Here is a 13,905-nt window from a genome sequence, read left to right on the forward strand (position 1 = left end):
GAAGTGGGACACAGCTATATCTTCCTAAAAAACGACAAAAAAATCTAACTAACTTCTTAATGATTATTTCCACCACAAATTAAATAATTTCATAAAACTTGAGCAAATATCAGAGATTGCTACGCATTGTATTTGGTATTGGCTCGCGTAGCTCGCTTGTATTTCTCGCAGAGGCACAGAGATTAATATTAAGGCGCAAAGATTTTTTATATAAGAAAAAAGGATCGAAGCGAATATTTTAAGGATTTCGGATTAGTTTCAACAATAATAGAAACCTGTCAGAATCCTTAAAATATTCGCTTCGATCCTTAAAAAATTTGTAAAAAAATCTTTGCGCCTTAATATTAATCTCTGTGCCTCTGCGAGAAAAATGCGAGCAACGCGAGCTACAGGAATCCCAGCTCCAGGCGGGCTTCTTCGCTCATCATTTCTTTTGTCCAGGGTGGGTCGAAGGTCAGGTGCACATCTACTTCAGATACGCTTTCAATATTTCTGACTTTCTCATCTACTTCCCTGATGATATCTCCGGCTACGGGGCAACCGGGAGCCGTGAGTGTCATATCTATACCAATGCGGTTATTTTCTTTGACTTTAATAGCATAAACCAATCCGAGTTCCCAGATATTAACAGGGATTTCAGGATCAAAAACGGTTTTTAACTGTGCTATTATTTCTTCTCTTAATTCAGCTTCACTCATTGCTGGTTAATTTTTGCCTGGTAAGCAATTGCATACAGTTTCATTTGTTTCAGCATGCTTAGTAAGCCGTTGGAACGGGTAGGGGAGAGATGACTGCTCAACCCAATAGCTTCAATGAAAAAAATATCTGCAGCAGCGATATCCTTTGGAGTGTGACCGGAAAGTACGTAGATCATCAGGCTAACCAGTCCTTTTGTAATTACAGCATCACTATCGGCAGTAAAGTAAAGTTTACCATCATTGAGTTCTGTATGCAACCACACGCGCGACTGACATCCTTTGATGAGATTATCTGGTGTTTTATGGGCTTCATCGATTAGTGGGAGTTCTTTCCCAAGATGAATAATATATTCATACTTATCTTCCCAATTGCCCATCATTGAAAAATCCGAAATAATTTCTTCCTGTATTTCCTTAATTGTCATAATCACATTTTTACAAAAGCATGGAAGTGGCACGTTTGATACCAGCAACCAGTTTGTCTACTTCTTCTTTAGTATTATAAAAAGAAAGGGAAGCTCTTACTGTTCCGGGAATCTGAAACTGATCCATCAGTGGTTCGGTGCAGTGATGGCCAGTTCTTACAGCAATTCCCTGTTGGTCTAATAATTCTCCCATATCAAAAGGGTGAATATTATGTACCAGGAATGAGATAGCTCCACTTCTATGCGCTGCATCACCTATAAATCTGATCCCTTCAATTGTTCTTAATTCCTGCAGGGCGTAGGCAAGTAATTCTTCTTCCCATTGCTGAATTTTATCCAGTCCCACCTGTTGCAGATATTCGATAGCAGTGCCTAACGCTATTGCACCTGCAATATTGGGAGTTCCTGCTTCAAATTTATAAGGGAGTTCATTATACGTTGTTTTGGCAAAGGTAACAGTCTTGATCATATCACCACCGCCCTGGTAAGGAGGAAGTTTATTGAGCCATTCTGTTGTACCATATAAAACCCCTGTACCTGTAGGGCCATAAATTTTATGACCTGAGAAGGCAAGGAAATCTGGTTTTAAAGCCTGTACATCGATGCTGATGTGTTGGATAGCCTGAGCGGCGTCCAGAAGAACCGGGATATTTCGTGCATGCGCCAACTTTATTATATCCTCAACGGGGTTAATGGTTCCCATTGTATTGGATACATAAGTAACGGCAACGATTTTAACGGAATCATCCAGTAATGCTTCAAAAGCATCCATTTGCAATTCGCCCAGTTCGTTGATAGGAATTACTTTGAGGGTAGCTCCGGTATCTTCGCAGGCGATCTGCCAGGGAACAATATTGCTATGATGCTCCATGGCCGATATGATAACACTGTCACCAGGTTTCAGAAAGCGGCGGCTCATGGCATTGGCAACGAGATTGATGCCATCTGTGGTGCCTTTGGTAAAGATTATCTCATGCGAATGAGCTGCGTTGATGAAGCCAGCAACAATATGGCGGGCTTGCTCATAAGCATTGGTTGCTACCTGGCTCAGATGATGTACCCCACGGTGCACATTACTATTGTAAGTTTCGTAATAATTTGCTTCCGCATCTATTACAACCTGAGGTTTCTGGGTAGTAGCTCCATTATCGAGGTATACCAGTGGTTTACCATGAACCTGTGTATGAAGGATAGGAAAATCTTTTCTTATCCTTTCTACATCAAGTGCGGTAGCTATGTTAGCAATTTGTTCCATTGTAGTTTAGTTGTTCATGATCCCGGCAATCTGATCCTGCAAATGTTGTTGCAGTTCAGGAATGCTAACGTCATTGGTGATGTCGTGAGAAAATGCATTAACCATCAGCGCTTTTGCAGCGTCTTCACCAATACCGCGGGAACGTAGGTAAAACATAGATTCTTCACTGAACTGACCAGCAGTAAAACCATGGCTACATTTAACATCATCGGCATAGATTTCTAACTGAGGCTGAGAGTTGATATCAGCTTTATCGCCCAGCAGCAGGTTATTATTTTGCTGGAAGGCGTTAGTTTTCTGAGCTTCCTGATGTACCAGGATCTTACCGGTAAATACCGCATTGGAGCTATCCAGTAGAACACCTTTGTATAGCTCATTGCTATAGCAGTCGGGCATGATATGATCCATAAATGTATGGTTATCTACATGCTGGTGCTTGTTGGCGAGGTATATACCTTTAAGGTTAGTTTCGGTATGACTGCCTTTCAGTGCAACGCTTAAATTGTTACGGGTGAAAGGAGTATTTGGTAAAGTAAAGTTGTAGTGATGATAGCGGCTATCTTTATATTGTTGAGCTGCGGTGGTATGTACTTCTCGGAAGTTTTCTGCTCCCTGTTGTACATTATAATGCCATAATTCAGCATTTTCCATTACTACGGTTTCGAGCACACTGTTAGCAAAGGTAACAGCCTGGCTGTTTGGATGTACAGTGGTTTCGATAATGGTAGCAGCAGCACATCTGTTTAAAACCCAGAGGTGGCGTGGTTGTACGAATGCCGGAGTGTTGCTGGTATATACATGCACGATATGCACCGGTTTTTCCAGAACAGTATTTGCAGCTAATTCGATATACAGTCCATCTGCAAAGAGGGCAGTATTCAATTGGGCCAATACGGCAGAAGCCAGGTGAGGTTGCTCATTGAACCAGGTAGTGAATCCCGGAGCTGTGGTATGAGCGCTCAGTGCACCGATGGTGATGCCTTTACCGGCAGGTAATTCGGATAATGCTGTTTCCAGGTGTCCGTTTACCAGTACAATCCGGTAACAATCGAGTCCGGCAATGGTAGCAGGAGCTACGGTATCGGCAGAAACCTGAACGGCAGAATGAAGAAATTCGTAAGAGAATTCTTTCAGATAACGTTGAATATTAGTAAAACGCCATTCTTCCGTTTTCAGCGTTGGCAGCCCTATGGCTTTGAAGCGCTCCAGGGCCGTGCGGCGTATGTCCTGCAGGTTATCGCCGGCCAGGGAAACCTGGGCCGAGAGTGCAGTTTCATCTGCGGTCAACGTCTGGTATAACGGCAATGTCATATCGCTTGTCATAATTCTTCCTAACTAATTTTTGTGAAGTAACCGATGATTACTTTTAAACAGATTCTTTCAAATGTAATTCCTCTTTCAACCAATCGTATCCTCTTTCTTCGAGTTCAAGAGCCAGTTCTTTAGTACCGGTTTTAATGATACGACCATTGTAGAGCACGTGAACGAAGTCAGGAATGATATATTCCAGCAAACGTTGGTAGTGGGTAATTACTACGAAAGATTTTTCTGCGTCACGCAATTTGTTTACGCCATTGGAAACGATACGGAGTGCATCGATATCCAAACCGGAATCAGTTTCGTCTAAGATTGCCAGTTGTGGGTCCAGCATGGCTAACTGGAATATTTCGTTACGTTTCTTTTCACCACCGCTGAAGCCTTCGTTGAGGGAACGGTTCATGAGGTTGGAGTGAAAATCTACGAGTTGTTGTTTCTCTTTCGTGAGTTTCAGAAATTCTTTTGCTTCGAGGGGAGGGAGGCCCTTGTAAGTTCTGATTTCGTTCAGCGCAGTTTTAAGGAAGTTGAGGTTAGAAACGCCCGGGATTTCAACGGGATATTGAAAAGCCAGGAAAACGCCTTCACGAGCGCGGTCTTCTGGTGATAATTCCAAGAGATTTTTACCATTGAACCAAACTTCACCTTCAGTAACGGTGTAGTTATCGCGGCCTGCCAGTACAGAAGCCAATGAGCTTTTACCGGAGCCATTTGGTCCCATGATGGCATGTGTTTCTCCTTTGTTGATTTCGAGATTAATGCCTTTCAGAATCTTTTTTCCTTCTACTTCTGCGTGCAGATTTTTAATCGTCAGCATGATTGTTTTTGTTTCGTTCTGTATGTTTAATTGGATAATGAATTATCCAACGCTTCCTTCTAAAGTGATTGATAATAATTTTTGAGCTTCTACTGCAAATTCCATTGGCAGTTGATTCAATACCTCTTTTACGTAACCATTTACGATCAGGGCTACTGCTTTTTCGGAATCTATACCTCTTTGATTCAGGTAGAAGATTTGATCTTCTCCGATCTTGGAAGTTGTAGCCTCGTGTTCGATCATTGCGGTTTTATTTCTCGATTCGATATACGGGAAAGTATGGGAACCGCATTGGTTACCGATCAGGAGGGAATCGCATTGGGTAAAGTTACGGGCATTTTCAGCTCTTGGCCCTACAGCCACCAGTCCGCGATAACTGTTATCGCCATGGCCGGCAGAGATACCTTTAGAGATGATACGGCTTTTGGTGCCTTTACCAATATGATGGATTTTAGTACCTGTATCGGCAATTTGTTTATTGCGTACTACGGCTACTGAGTAGAATTCACCTTCGGAGTAATCGCCCTGCAGAATAACGCTGGGGTATTTCCAGGTGATAGCTGAACCGGTTTCTACCTGGGTCCAGGAAATTTTACTACCAGTGCCTTTACAGATACCTCTTTTAGTTACGAAGTTGTAAATACCACCTTTACCGTCTTTATCACCAGGATACCAGTTTTGAACGGTGGAGTATTTTATTTCAGATTGTTCGAGTGCAACCAGTTCTACTACTGCAGCGTGCAATTGGTTTTCGTCGCGCATCGGAGCAGTACAACCTTCGAGATAGCTAACATAGCTGTTATCGTCGGCAATGATCAGGGTACGTTCGAATTGTCCGGTGTTTTGGGCATTGATACGGAAGTAGGTGCTCAGCTCCATCGGGCAACGTACACCTTTCGGGATGTAAACGAATGAACCATCAGAAAATACAGCAGCATTCAACGCGGCAAAAATATTGTCGGTATGTGGAACCACACTACCCAGATATTTTTTTACCAGGTCGGGATGTTCCTGTACCGCCTCACCGAAAGAGCAGAAGATAACGCCCATTTCTTTGAGTTTGCCTTTAAAGGTGGTAGCTACTGAAACGCTGTCAAATACTGCGTCTACTGCTACACCAGTCAACGCTTTCTGCTCATTTAACGGGATACCCAGTTTTTCGAAAGTAGCCAGCAATTCAGGATCTACTTCGTCTAAACTATTAAGCTGTTTTTTCTTGCGGGGAGCAGCATAATAGGATAAAGCCTGTAAGTCGAGCGTTGGCATTTCGAAATGTTGCCATTTAGGGAACTCCATTTTTTTAAATGCAGCAAAACCTTTCAGACGCCATTCGAGTAGCCATTCTGGCTCATTTTTTTTGGCCGAAATAAAACGGATAATATCCTCATTTAAGCCAGGAGGAGCTATATCCATTTCGATGTCGGTGCTAAAGCCAAACTCATATTCCTTATTGGCTATATCATCTATTATTTCGTTACTGTTGATCATACAAATTTTTAAATTTTGATCGCTTGAGGACTTTGTAGTTAATTATACTGCAAAGCTTTCTCCGCAGCTACAAGTTCTGGTTGCGTTAGGGTTATTAAAGAAAAGGCCTTTACCATTCAAACCATCAGAATAATCCAGTTCTGTACCATATAGGTACAACAGGCTTTTCATTTGAACTACTACCTTAACACCCTTATCCTCAAATATCTGGTCACCTTCTTCTTCTGTTGTTTCAAATTTCATCACGTATTCCAGTCCTGAACATCCTCCACCTTTTACGCCTACACGCACAAAAGTACCAGGAGCATGATGTTCTTTTTCCATCAGATCCTTAATATATATTCCTGCTTTTTCTGAAACGGTAATCATACCCAGCGTTTTTAAGTTTGAATTTGGTTACGATTTGGCTGTCAACCCAGCTTTTACATGCGATTGAGCTGCACTGAGAAGATCTACCATCGTATCCAGTTTATTTTTATAGAACTCTGTAAACTCACTGGTTTGTGGGTCGTACAGGTTATTCTTTAATATTGGCAACGAATATGGGAGTACCCATGCGCGTAATGCCTTTGCTACTGCATCCATGGCGTTGATGCCTTGCATGGCCTGAGTGCCGTCTGCCCAAGAGAGCAAAGCTACGACCTTTCCGGTTAAGTAAGGGCGCTCATGCTTGCTGGTCAGTTCCAGCCAATCCAGGCAATTCTTCATAGCACCAGTCATGCTACCATGATATAACGGCGTCATCCAGATCTGTAGATCTGCCTTAGTAAAGGCGTTGATCATATGGTTAACCGACTCTGGCTTTTTGGCTGCCTCTTCCAAAGAAAAAATTGGAATATGGGCCTCTCCGAGGTTGAAAATCTCGGGGTTTAACCCCCTTTCCTTTATTTGCTCCTCCAGATAGCTGGCTAATCTATTGGAAGTGGCATAGGGCCGGTCATCTATCGCGCCATTAAATATTAGAACGTTCATTAATATTTAATATTTAGAGATTTAAACGATTGTGAGATTATAGATTGATGAATACCCTCTCTAAAATCATCAAAATCTCAAAATCTTTTTTTTAGCTGGTACAAAATTACGACATTCGTGGTTAATAAAACAAGTAAGAACTTGGAAAATTATCCATCACGAATCAGAAATGCTGCAGACCGGTTTTTGACTTTGATCAAAACCAAAGGCCCGTTGTCGACAGCCGAGCTGGCCAGTGAATTGGGTATAACAAGCGAAGGTGCCCGATTACAACTGGTTAAATTAGCAGAAGAAGGCCTCCTGCAGGCAGAAAGCCACTCCAAAGGAGTAGGCCGCCCTGTGCAGGTATGGAGCCTCACAGCCTCCGGAAATTCCCGTTTCCCGGATTCCCATACCGAGCTCACCCTTCAATTTATTCAAACAATCAAAAACGTACTGGGCAAAGAAGCATTAGAGAATGTAGTAAATGCCCGGGAAAAGAATCAGCTGGAAAAATACAGCAACGCGCTGGCCGGGGTAACCGGACTGGAAAACCGGTTAAATTCCTTTGCCGCCATCCGCTCTACCGAAGGCTACCTGGCCGAATGGAGAAAAGAAGGCGATACCTACTACTTTATAGAGAATCACTGCCCAATCTGTTGCGCAGCCACCGAATGTGATAATATCTGTACTTCTGAAATGCGAACCTTTGTGAGTATTCTGGGAGAAGAATTGAATGTTTCCAGAATGGAGCATATTATTAATGGCTCCAGAAGGTGTGTATATAAAATTCAAACACTCTGATTTTTCCTACTTTATTATAAGTACAAGCGTACCGGCTATAATCAACCCGGCTCCAAGTGCTGTTTTTACTGTTATAGTCTCCTGCAGGAACAGTGCTGCCAAAATAATGGTTAATGCAACACTTAGCTTATCTACCGGCGCTACTTTAGATACTTCCCCCACCTGAAGGGCCTTGAAATAAAAAAGCCAGGAACATCCTGTAGCCAAACCAGATAATACCAGAAAGATCATATGATGCCTGGAGAGGTTATGCATTGCTTTAAATTCTCCTCGCGCCAGCACAATGGCCCATGCCATGATCAGAATAATAATTGTTCTGATTGCTGTGGCCAGGTTGGAAGGAATATCTGCCACCCCGATTTTCGCGAAAATGGCAGTCAATGCCGCAAAGAAAGCTGAAAGCAATGCATAAATCCACCACATATTATAAATCAATTTTATTTTGAAACCTTATAACCCAGAATTTTAAGACTTCTTTCTTCTCCATCCAATACAGCAATTTCCGGTAAATGCGCCCATTCTTCAAATCCAATCTTTTTGAAAAGATTTAAACTTGGAAGATTATGCGCAAAGATGAAACCCAATAATGTATGAATTCTGAATTTAGGAGCTATATCAATTGCATAATGCAATATCTCTTTCCCATAGCCTTTTCCCCTTGCAGATTCGTGCAGATAAATGCTGACTTCTACAGTTCCGTCGTAAGCCGGGCGGCCGTAAAAAGATTGAAAGCTGATCCACCCAACATTTTCATTACCATCATCAATCATCCACAATGGTCTGCGGTCTTCACTATGTGCTTCAAACCAGGGTAATCTGCTTTCAACACTAACCGGACTTGTATCTGCTGTAACCATTCTGCCTGGAATAGTGCTGTTATATATTTCTACTATCCTGGGTAAATCTGATACTTTGGCTGTTCTGAACTCTAAACTCATATATTAAAAAATAGCTTCTCTGTTATGATCCCGACGCAAACGACTATAAAGTTCTGCATCCACAAATTTGTTCTTTTCAAAAAATGCATCTCTCAAAAAACCTTCATATTCAAACCCTAATCTTCTTAATAACCTCGATGAAGCCAGATTTGCAGGATCTACAAAGGCTTCAATCCTGTTTAGCTGCATATCTTCATATCCATATGCCAGCATACCATTAATAGCTTCGGTCATAATCCCTTTTCCCCAATACATTGGCAACAGATCATACCCGATTTCGGCTTTATAATGAGTTTTACTAATCCTATGGTAACCACAGGTTCCTATTAGCTCATTTCTACCTTCAATTGTAATTGCCCATCGCATTCCTTCTTCTTTTTCGAGGCTTTCCCTGAAAAATTGAATAATATGAGTGGCTTCACTTACATTTACAAAGGCATCTATATCCATAAACCGTGTTACCTCTTCATCGGAGAAGAGCCTGAATAGGGCGGCAGTATCTTTTTCTTCTATAGGTCTTAATATTAGTTCGCCGGTCTGGATAACAGGTAAATACATGATATTAGGTTACTGGTTAGATGCACGCAAATCTAACAGATATTAAGAAAAAGTCCATATCCTCCCCGATTTTAATCTCGCTTTAATCGCTCCCGAGATAAACTATCCTATTTTTGTTGGAAGCATATAATGATATATGAAAATTTTGGTTATTGAAGATGAAGTAAAAGTAGGGGCCTTTATTAAAAGAGGATTAGAAGAGCATCACCATCAGGTATTTGTTCATACTTCGGCTATTACAGGCCAGCAGGCCGCATTGGAAAACGATCATGATCTGATTATTCTGGATATCATGATGGCTGGTATTAATGGTATTACACTCTGTAAAAACCTAAGGACCCTGGATGTTAGCACTCCAATCCTTATGCTTACGGCATTAAATACCACGCAGGATGTGGTGGATGGCTTAAATGCCGGGGCCGACGACTATTTGGGTAAGCCTTTTCACTTTTCTGAGCTGGTAGCCCGCATCAATGCATTGTCGAGACGCCAGGTACCTTATTATAAGGATGAACCGATCCTGGCATTGAGCGATTTACAACTAAACACACAAACCAAAATGGCTTCCAGGGAAGGCAAGGAAATTGTACTTACAGCCAAAGAATATGCCTTACTTGAGTTATTTTTGAAGAATACCGGGAAAGTACTTTCCAGAGCCCTGATTGCTGAATCGGTATGGGGACTGGAATTCGATACAGGTACCAATACCATAGATGTTTATGTTAACTACCTTCGAAATAAAGTGGAGAAAGGCTTCTCCGGAGATAAATTAATTCATACCGTTGTAGGTATGGGATATGTCATGAAGGAAAAGAAATGAAGATAAGGCACCGTTTATCCTTACAATTTACCTGGCTCTCGGGCATTATTCTCAGCATCGCATTTTTGCTGATTTATCTGCTTTCCGCAAATTCTGTACAAAACAGCTTCTATAAGCTGCTACAAATGCGAGCTTTGGTTACAGCTCAGGTTTACCTCGAAAAAGATGAGCTAACCAAAAAGAAATTCCTTGAAATTGAGAAAAGCTATCGTGAAAAGATTCCGGATGAATCCGGGAATATCTACGATCAGTATAATCGACCTGTTTTTATTGAACAAATTAAGTATGATTGGCCGGCTTCCCTGCTGGAAACGATCAGGAAAAAAGATGTTTACCGTTTCAGGCATGGGGATGTTTTAGGTTTAGGTATTTATTATCCAGACAACCAGGGTGACTTTGTGGTTATTGTAACGGCCAAAAATGTGCTGGGTGAGCAGCAATTAAGTTACCTGAGGTGGATGCTGCTGATAATGTTGTTGATTGCCCTGGCCATTACTTATTTTATGGGGCAATGGTATGCCACTAAGGCTTTGACTCCAATTAACCGGATCAACAGGCAGGTTCGGAAAATTCGAAGCAATAATTTACACATGCGGGTAGAACCCGGAAATAATAAAGACGAAATAAACGAGTTGGCCACCAACTTCAACGGATTGCTGCAACATATGGAGCAGGCATTTGAGTTGCAAAGGACCTTCGTTTCAAATGCATCCCATGAACTAAGAACTCCTCTCACCACCATTATTGGCGAAATTGAGGTGACGTTGCAAAACAGTCGCCAACCCGACTATTACGTACAAACGCTGAACACATTACTGGGAGAGTCGGAGAAACTGAAAGTAATAACAGATAGCCTTTTACAGCTAACAACTATAGATACCATCCTTACCCATACCAATTCAGAGAAAATCCGCCTGGATGAATTGTTATGGGAACTTCAGATTCAATGGTCAACATCCTCTCCCTCGGGTAAGCTAAAAATTAAGCTACCAGATTTGCCGGCCGATGAGAATATGTTATGCATTAGTGGAAATCGGCGACTGCTGACCCTTGCCTTGCAAAATATTATTAGAAACTCCTTTAAATTCTCTCATTATCAGGAAGTCACTGCTTTACTTACCTGCAGTAAGGACGGAATTGTACTTTCTATCAGCGATAAGGGTATTGGCATTGCTATGGAGGATCTGGAAAATATTTTCCTGCCTCTTTACAGGGCCGAAAACGCGCATTCCTTTGAGGGGCATGGAATTGGTCTTTCTATGACACGCAAGATTATGCAAATCCACCAGGCAGTAATTACAGCCAGTAGTGTAGTGGGGCAGGGTACTACTTTTAATATTTTTTTTCCACGTTATCCAAAATTCTAATTTTGTTTTAACTTAGTTCTAATACATCGCTAATAGCCTGGTGCCATCTTTACAACGAAAATTAAATTGTTGTATGATCAATAGACCAGTATTAAGCATTTATCTAGTACTGTTTGCTGTGCTTTTCCGATTCTCGGCCAGTGGACAGTCTACTGATACTCTTCACTTATCCCTACAGGATGCCGAGCAACAATTGTTGCAAAGAAATATCCCGTTATTAGTTCAGCGCTACAATATCGATTCTGCTAAAGCAGGTATTATAACGGCCAGGTTATACGATAATCCGCAGGTTACGTTTGAGAATGTACTTTACAGTCATACCGAAAACAGGTGGTTCGATTTCAGCTACGAAGGGCAAAATGCCTTACAGGTAGAACAGGTAATTAAACTGGCAGGTAAGCGTAATAAAGGCGTAAAATTGGCTCAGAGTGGAGTAAAATTGAGTGAATACCAGTTTTATGATTTGCTTAGAACCCTACGCTTTTCGCTTCGTGATAATTTTTATGATCTCTACTATAAGCAGCAATCCCTTAAAACCTATGGAGCCCAGATTGCATTTCTGCAAAAAGTGGTTAAATCTTTTGAGGAACAGCAACAGCAAGGCAATATAGCTCCCAAAGAAGTTATTCGTATCAAATCTTTATTGTACGACCTGCAACACGATCAGTTACAACTACAACAGGATATCAGGCAAACAATTTCTGATCTTGCCCTATTGATCCGCGTTCCGGCAACTACCATTATTGTACCTGAATTACCGGAAATGACAGGGAAACCCGAGGTATTGCAGTTGAGTTACCAGACTTTGCTGGATACAGCCATCGCCAATCGCTATGATCTGAAGATCGCAAAGGAAACAGTTAATTACAACCAGTTAAACCTGAGATTACAAAAGGCAATGGCCATACCGGATCTGCAGGTTGGGTTTTCATATGATAAACAGGGGAACTTCGAAAGGAATTACAACGGTCTGAATGTATCAATGCCTTTACCGTTTTTCAACAGAAATCAGGGGAATATCAAAACCGCAAAAGTGCTGGTAGAAAGCAGCCAGCTGCAGCTACAAGGCCAGGAAGACCAACTGTCGCACGAAGTGGCAGTGAGCCTTGATGCAGCATTGCGCACTGAAAAATTATTAGAAGCCTTCGATCCTGGTTTCGAAAATGATTATACCAAAATGATGATTGAAGTAGAGAAGAATTTCAGATCCAGAAATCTGGGTCTTCTCGAATTCCTCGATTTGTATGATGCATACCGTAGTAATGTTCTTAAAATGAATGAACTAAAATACGATAGGCTTCATGCTTTGGAAACAATCAATTTCAACACCGGTTCACAACTATTCCATCCCTGATTAAATGCTCGACCATGCAAGTTAAAAATTCAAGTTTCTATATATCTACAATTGTTATTCTCCTGTTTAGTTACGGCTGCGGAAGCAGGAAAGTGGAAGAGCCCCCTTTCGAATGGAAGCTGACCGACTCCCTGCTTCGTACGCTGGTTGTAGACACAGCCACTACCAGAGCGATTGAGAGTGAAGTACTGCTGACCGGTAAGATTTCGGAAAACGAAGATAAAACAGCCCGTATATTCCCAATGGTTAGCGGAATAGTGAAGGATGTACGTGTACATTCCGGCGATTTTGTGAAAAAAGGACAGGTACTGGCAGTCATTAAAAGCCCCGAAATGGCCTCCTTCAGTGCAGATGAAAGGATTTCAGATAACGATATGCGTATGGCACAGAGGGATATGGAAGTGGCAGAATCGTTCTATAAAAGTGGCCTCAATTCGCAGAGAGACTATGAAGAAGCCAAAAGAAATTATGATAAGGCGGTTGCTACCTATAAAAAATCCAAAGCAATTGTGGATATAAATGGAGGTAATCACCATAGTGATTATGCCGTAATAGCTCCGGTTCCGGGTTTTGTTATCAGTAAGAAAGCCGCTGAGAACATGCAATGGAGAGCTGATAATACAGATCCCATCTTTGTGGTGGCAGATCTCAACAATGTTTGGGCGATGATCAACATATTTGAATCCGATATTTCCAGCATAAAAGAAGGAGATCAGGTGCAAATGACAACCTTGTCTTACCCTGATAAAACATTTTATGGAACAATCGATAAGATCTACAATGTACTGGACCCGGATAATAAGGTACTGAAGGCCCGTGTTGTTATTTCTAATCCAGGGTTTCTACTGAAACCGGAGATGTTTGTAAGAGTGAAAGCCAAGAGACATGCCGATTCAAATATTGTAAGTATTCCATCACGTGGTATCATCTTCGATCACGACAAATATTATGTATTGATTAGAACAGATAAAGCACCGGGAGTAAGAATCCAGGAAATCAAAATTGATAAAACAGTTGAAGGTCGTGCTTTTATTTACTCCGGACTTAAGGAAGGCGATAAGGTTATTGGTTCCCGACAGGTATTTATTTATGAAACGCTAAAAGATCAGCAATAAC

At 41.6% G+C, this 13,905-nt stretch carries 16 protein-coding genes; 5 read left to right on the forward strand and 11 right to left on the reverse strand.

Annotation, left to right across the window (positions count from 1 at the left end; genetic code table 11):
• Positions 1-386 precede the first annotated feature (386 nt).
• From DVR12_RS03415 to DVR12_RS03450, 8 genes are read right to left on the reverse strand one after another with little or no spacing between them, the layout of a single operon-like run.
• Positions 387-698 (reverse strand): iron-sulfur cluster assembly protein, encoded by a 312-nt coding sequence (locus tag DVR12_RS03415; protein ID WP_116974042.1) that lies wholly within the window; start codon positions 696-698, stop codon positions 387-389.
• On the reverse strand, positions 695-1,123 hold the full coding sequence (locus DVR12_RS03420) for a SufE family protein (RefSeq protein ID WP_116974043.1): 429 nt from the start codon (positions 1,121-1,123) through the stop codon (positions 695-697). Before DVR12_RS03420 ends, DVR12_RS03415 begins: the two co-directional genes overlap by 4 nt.
• Before the next feature lie 10 nt (positions 1,124-1,133).
• Positions 1,134-2,378 (reverse strand): aminotransferase class V-fold PLP-dependent enzyme, encoded by a 1,245-nt coding sequence (locus DVR12_RS03425; protein WP_116974044.1) that lies wholly within the window; start codon positions 2,376-2,378, stop codon positions 1,134-1,136.
• A gap of 6 nt (positions 2,379-2,384) precedes the next feature.
• Positions 2,385-3,701, reverse strand: coding sequence for a Fe-S cluster assembly protein SufD (gene sufD / locus DVR12_RS03430; RefSeq protein ID WP_116974045.1), 1,317 nt, complete (start codon positions 3,699-3,701; stop codon positions 2,385-2,387).
• A gap of 43 nt (positions 3,702-3,744) precedes the next feature.
• Entirely contained in the window at positions 3,745-4,509 is a 765-nt protein-coding gene (gene sufC, locus DVR12_RS03435; RefSeq protein WP_089763555.1) for a Fe-S cluster assembly ATPase SufC, read from the reverse strand.
• Between the two features lie 42 nt (positions 4,510-4,551).
• Complete coding sequence (gene sufB, locus DVR12_RS03440) at positions 4,552-5,997, reverse strand: Fe-S cluster assembly protein SufB (RefSeq protein ID WP_116974046.1); 1,446 nt, start codon at positions 5,995-5,997, stop codon at positions 4,552-4,554.
• A gap of 42 nt (positions 5,998-6,039) precedes the next feature.
• Entirely contained in the window at positions 6,040-6,366 is a 327-nt protein-coding gene (locus tag DVR12_RS03445) for a HesB/IscA family protein (RefSeq protein ID WP_116974047.1), read from the reverse strand.
• Between the two features lie 27 nt (positions 6,367-6,393).
• The gene (locus DVR12_RS03450) at positions 6,394-6,969 is read right to left on the reverse strand and encodes an NADPH-dependent FMN reductase (RefSeq protein ID WP_116974048.1); all 576 of its coding nucleotides are present in this window, start codon (positions 6,967-6,969) and stop codon (positions 6,394-6,396) included.
• A gap of 141 nt (positions 6,970-7,110) precedes the next feature.
• Between DVR12_RS03450 and DVR12_RS03455 the strand changes: the two genes are divergently transcribed.
• Positions 7,111-7,752, forward strand: a complete 642-nt coding sequence (locus DVR12_RS03455; RefSeq protein WP_116974243.1) for a helix-turn-helix transcriptional regulator — start codon at positions 7,111-7,113, stop codon at positions 7,750-7,752.
• 6 nt (positions 7,753-7,758) lie between these two features.
• On the opposite strand, the gene DVR12_RS03460 is transcribed toward DVR12_RS03455, so the two are convergent.
• Genes DVR12_RS03460 through DVR12_RS03470 form a run of 3 tightly spaced genes read right to left on the reverse strand, consistent with a single transcriptional unit; the run spans position 7,759 to position 9,248 of the window.
• Complete coding sequence (locus DVR12_RS03460; protein ID WP_116974049.1) at positions 7,759-8,175, reverse strand: EamA family transporter; 417 nt, start codon at positions 8,173-8,175, stop codon at positions 7,759-7,761.
• A gap of 14 nt (positions 8,176-8,189) precedes the next feature.
• Positions 8,190-8,690 carry a GNAT family N-acetyltransferase gene (locus tag DVR12_RS03465; RefSeq protein WP_116974050.1) on the reverse strand — a complete coding sequence of 167 codons (501 nt, stop codon included), beginning with the start codon at positions 8,688-8,690 and terminating at the stop codon, positions 8,190-8,192.
• Between the two features lie 3 nt (positions 8,691-8,693).
• Complete coding sequence (locus DVR12_RS03470; RefSeq protein ID WP_116974051.1) at positions 8,694-9,248, reverse strand: GNAT family N-acetyltransferase; 555 nt, start codon at positions 9,246-9,248, stop codon at positions 8,694-8,696.
• A gap of 136 nt (positions 9,249-9,384) precedes the next feature.
• Between DVR12_RS03470 and DVR12_RS03475 the strand changes: the two genes are divergently transcribed.
• The 4 genes from DVR12_RS03475 (at position 9,385) to DVR12_RS03490 (ending at position 13,904) form a co-directional block, all read left to right on the forward strand.
• The gene (locus DVR12_RS03475; RefSeq protein ID WP_116974052.1) at positions 9,385-10,068 is read left to right on the forward strand and encodes a response regulator transcription factor; all 684 of its coding nucleotides are present in this window, start codon (positions 9,385-9,387) and stop codon (positions 10,066-10,068) included.
• Positions 10,065-11,435, forward strand: coding sequence for a sensor histidine kinase (locus DVR12_RS03480; RefSeq protein WP_116974053.1), 1,371 nt, complete (start codon positions 10,065-10,067; stop codon positions 11,433-11,435). Before DVR12_RS03475 ends, DVR12_RS03480 begins: the two co-directional genes overlap by 4 nt.
• A gap of 73 nt (positions 11,436-11,508) precedes the next feature.
• Positions 11,509-12,789, forward strand: a complete 1,281-nt coding sequence (locus tag DVR12_RS03485; protein WP_116974054.1) for a TolC family protein — start codon at positions 11,509-11,511, stop codon at positions 12,787-12,789.
• A 14-nt stretch (positions 12,790-12,803) separates the two neighbouring features.
• Positions 12,804-13,904 (forward strand): efflux RND transporter periplasmic adaptor subunit, encoded by a 1,101-nt coding sequence (locus DVR12_RS03490; RefSeq protein ID WP_116974055.1) that lies wholly within the window; start codon positions 12,804-12,806, stop codon positions 13,902-13,904.
• Position 13,905 lies beyond the last annotated feature (1 nt).

Origin of the sequence: Chitinophaga silvatica (assembly GCF_003419895.1) — a bacterium.
In the GTDB taxonomy this organism is placed as follows: Bacteria; Bacteroidota; Bacteroidia; order Chitinophagales; family Chitinophagaceae; genus Chitinophaga; species Chitinophaga silvatica.

What these genes read in the sequence shown, in the direction of transcription:
- DVR12_RS03415 (WP_116974042.1), bottom strand. Translation starts at nt 698, where the DNA reads ATGAGTGAAGCTGAATTAAGAGAAGAAATAATAGCACAGTTAAAAACC.
- DVR12_RS03420 (WP_116974043.1), bottom strand. Translation starts at nt 1,123, where the DNA reads ATGACAATTAAGGAAATACAGGAAGAAATTATTTCGGATTTTTCAATG.
- DVR12_RS03425 (WP_116974044.1), bottom strand. Translation starts at nt 2,378, where the DNA reads ATGGAACAAATTGCTAACATAGCTACCGCACTTGATGTAGAAAGGATA.
- sufD (WP_116974045.1), bottom strand. Translation starts at nt 3,701, where the DNA reads ATGACAAGCGATATGACATTGCCGTTATACCAGACGTTGACCGCAGAT.
- sufC (WP_089763555.1), bottom strand. Translation starts at nt 4,509, where the DNA reads ATGCTGACGATTAAAAATCTGCACGCAGAAGTAGAAGGAAAAAAGATT.
- sufB (WP_116974046.1), bottom strand. Translation starts at nt 5,997, where the DNA reads ATGATCAACAGTAACGAAATAATAGATGATATAGCCAATAAGGAATAT.
- DVR12_RS03445 (WP_116974047.1), bottom strand. Translation starts at nt 6,366, where the DNA reads ATGATTACCGTTTCAGAAAAAGCAGGAATATATATTAAGGATCTGATG.
- DVR12_RS03450 (WP_116974048.1), bottom strand. Translation starts at nt 6,969, where the DNA reads ATGAACGTTCTAATATTTAATGGCGCGATAGATGACCGGCCCTATGCC.
- DVR12_RS03460 (WP_116974049.1), bottom strand. Translation starts at nt 8,175, where the DNA reads ATGTGGTGGATTTATGCATTGCTTTCAGCTTTCTTTGCGGCATTGACT.
- DVR12_RS03465 (WP_116974050.1), bottom strand. Translation starts at nt 8,690, where the DNA reads ATGAGTTTAGAGTTCAGAACAGCCAAAGTATCAGATTTACCCAGGATA.
- DVR12_RS03470 (WP_116974051.1), bottom strand. Translation starts at nt 9,248, where the DNA reads ATGTATTTACCTGTTATCCAGACCGGCGAACTAATATTAAGACCTATA.
- DVR12_RS03475 (WP_116974052.1), top strand. Translation starts at nt 9,385, where the DNA reads ATGAAAATTTTGGTTATTGAAGATGAAGTAAAAGTAGGGGCCTTTATT.
- DVR12_RS03480 (WP_116974053.1), top strand. Translation starts at nt 10,065, where the DNA reads ATGAAGATAAGGCACCGTTTATCCTTACAATTTACCTGGCTCTCGGGC.
- DVR12_RS03485 (WP_116974054.1), top strand. Translation starts at nt 11,509, where the DNA reads ATGATCAATAGACCAGTATTAAGCATTTATCTAGTACTGTTTGCTGTG.
- DVR12_RS03490 (WP_116974055.1), top strand. Translation starts at nt 12,804, where the DNA reads ATGCAAGTTAAAAATTCAAGTTTCTATATATCTACAATTGTTATTCTC.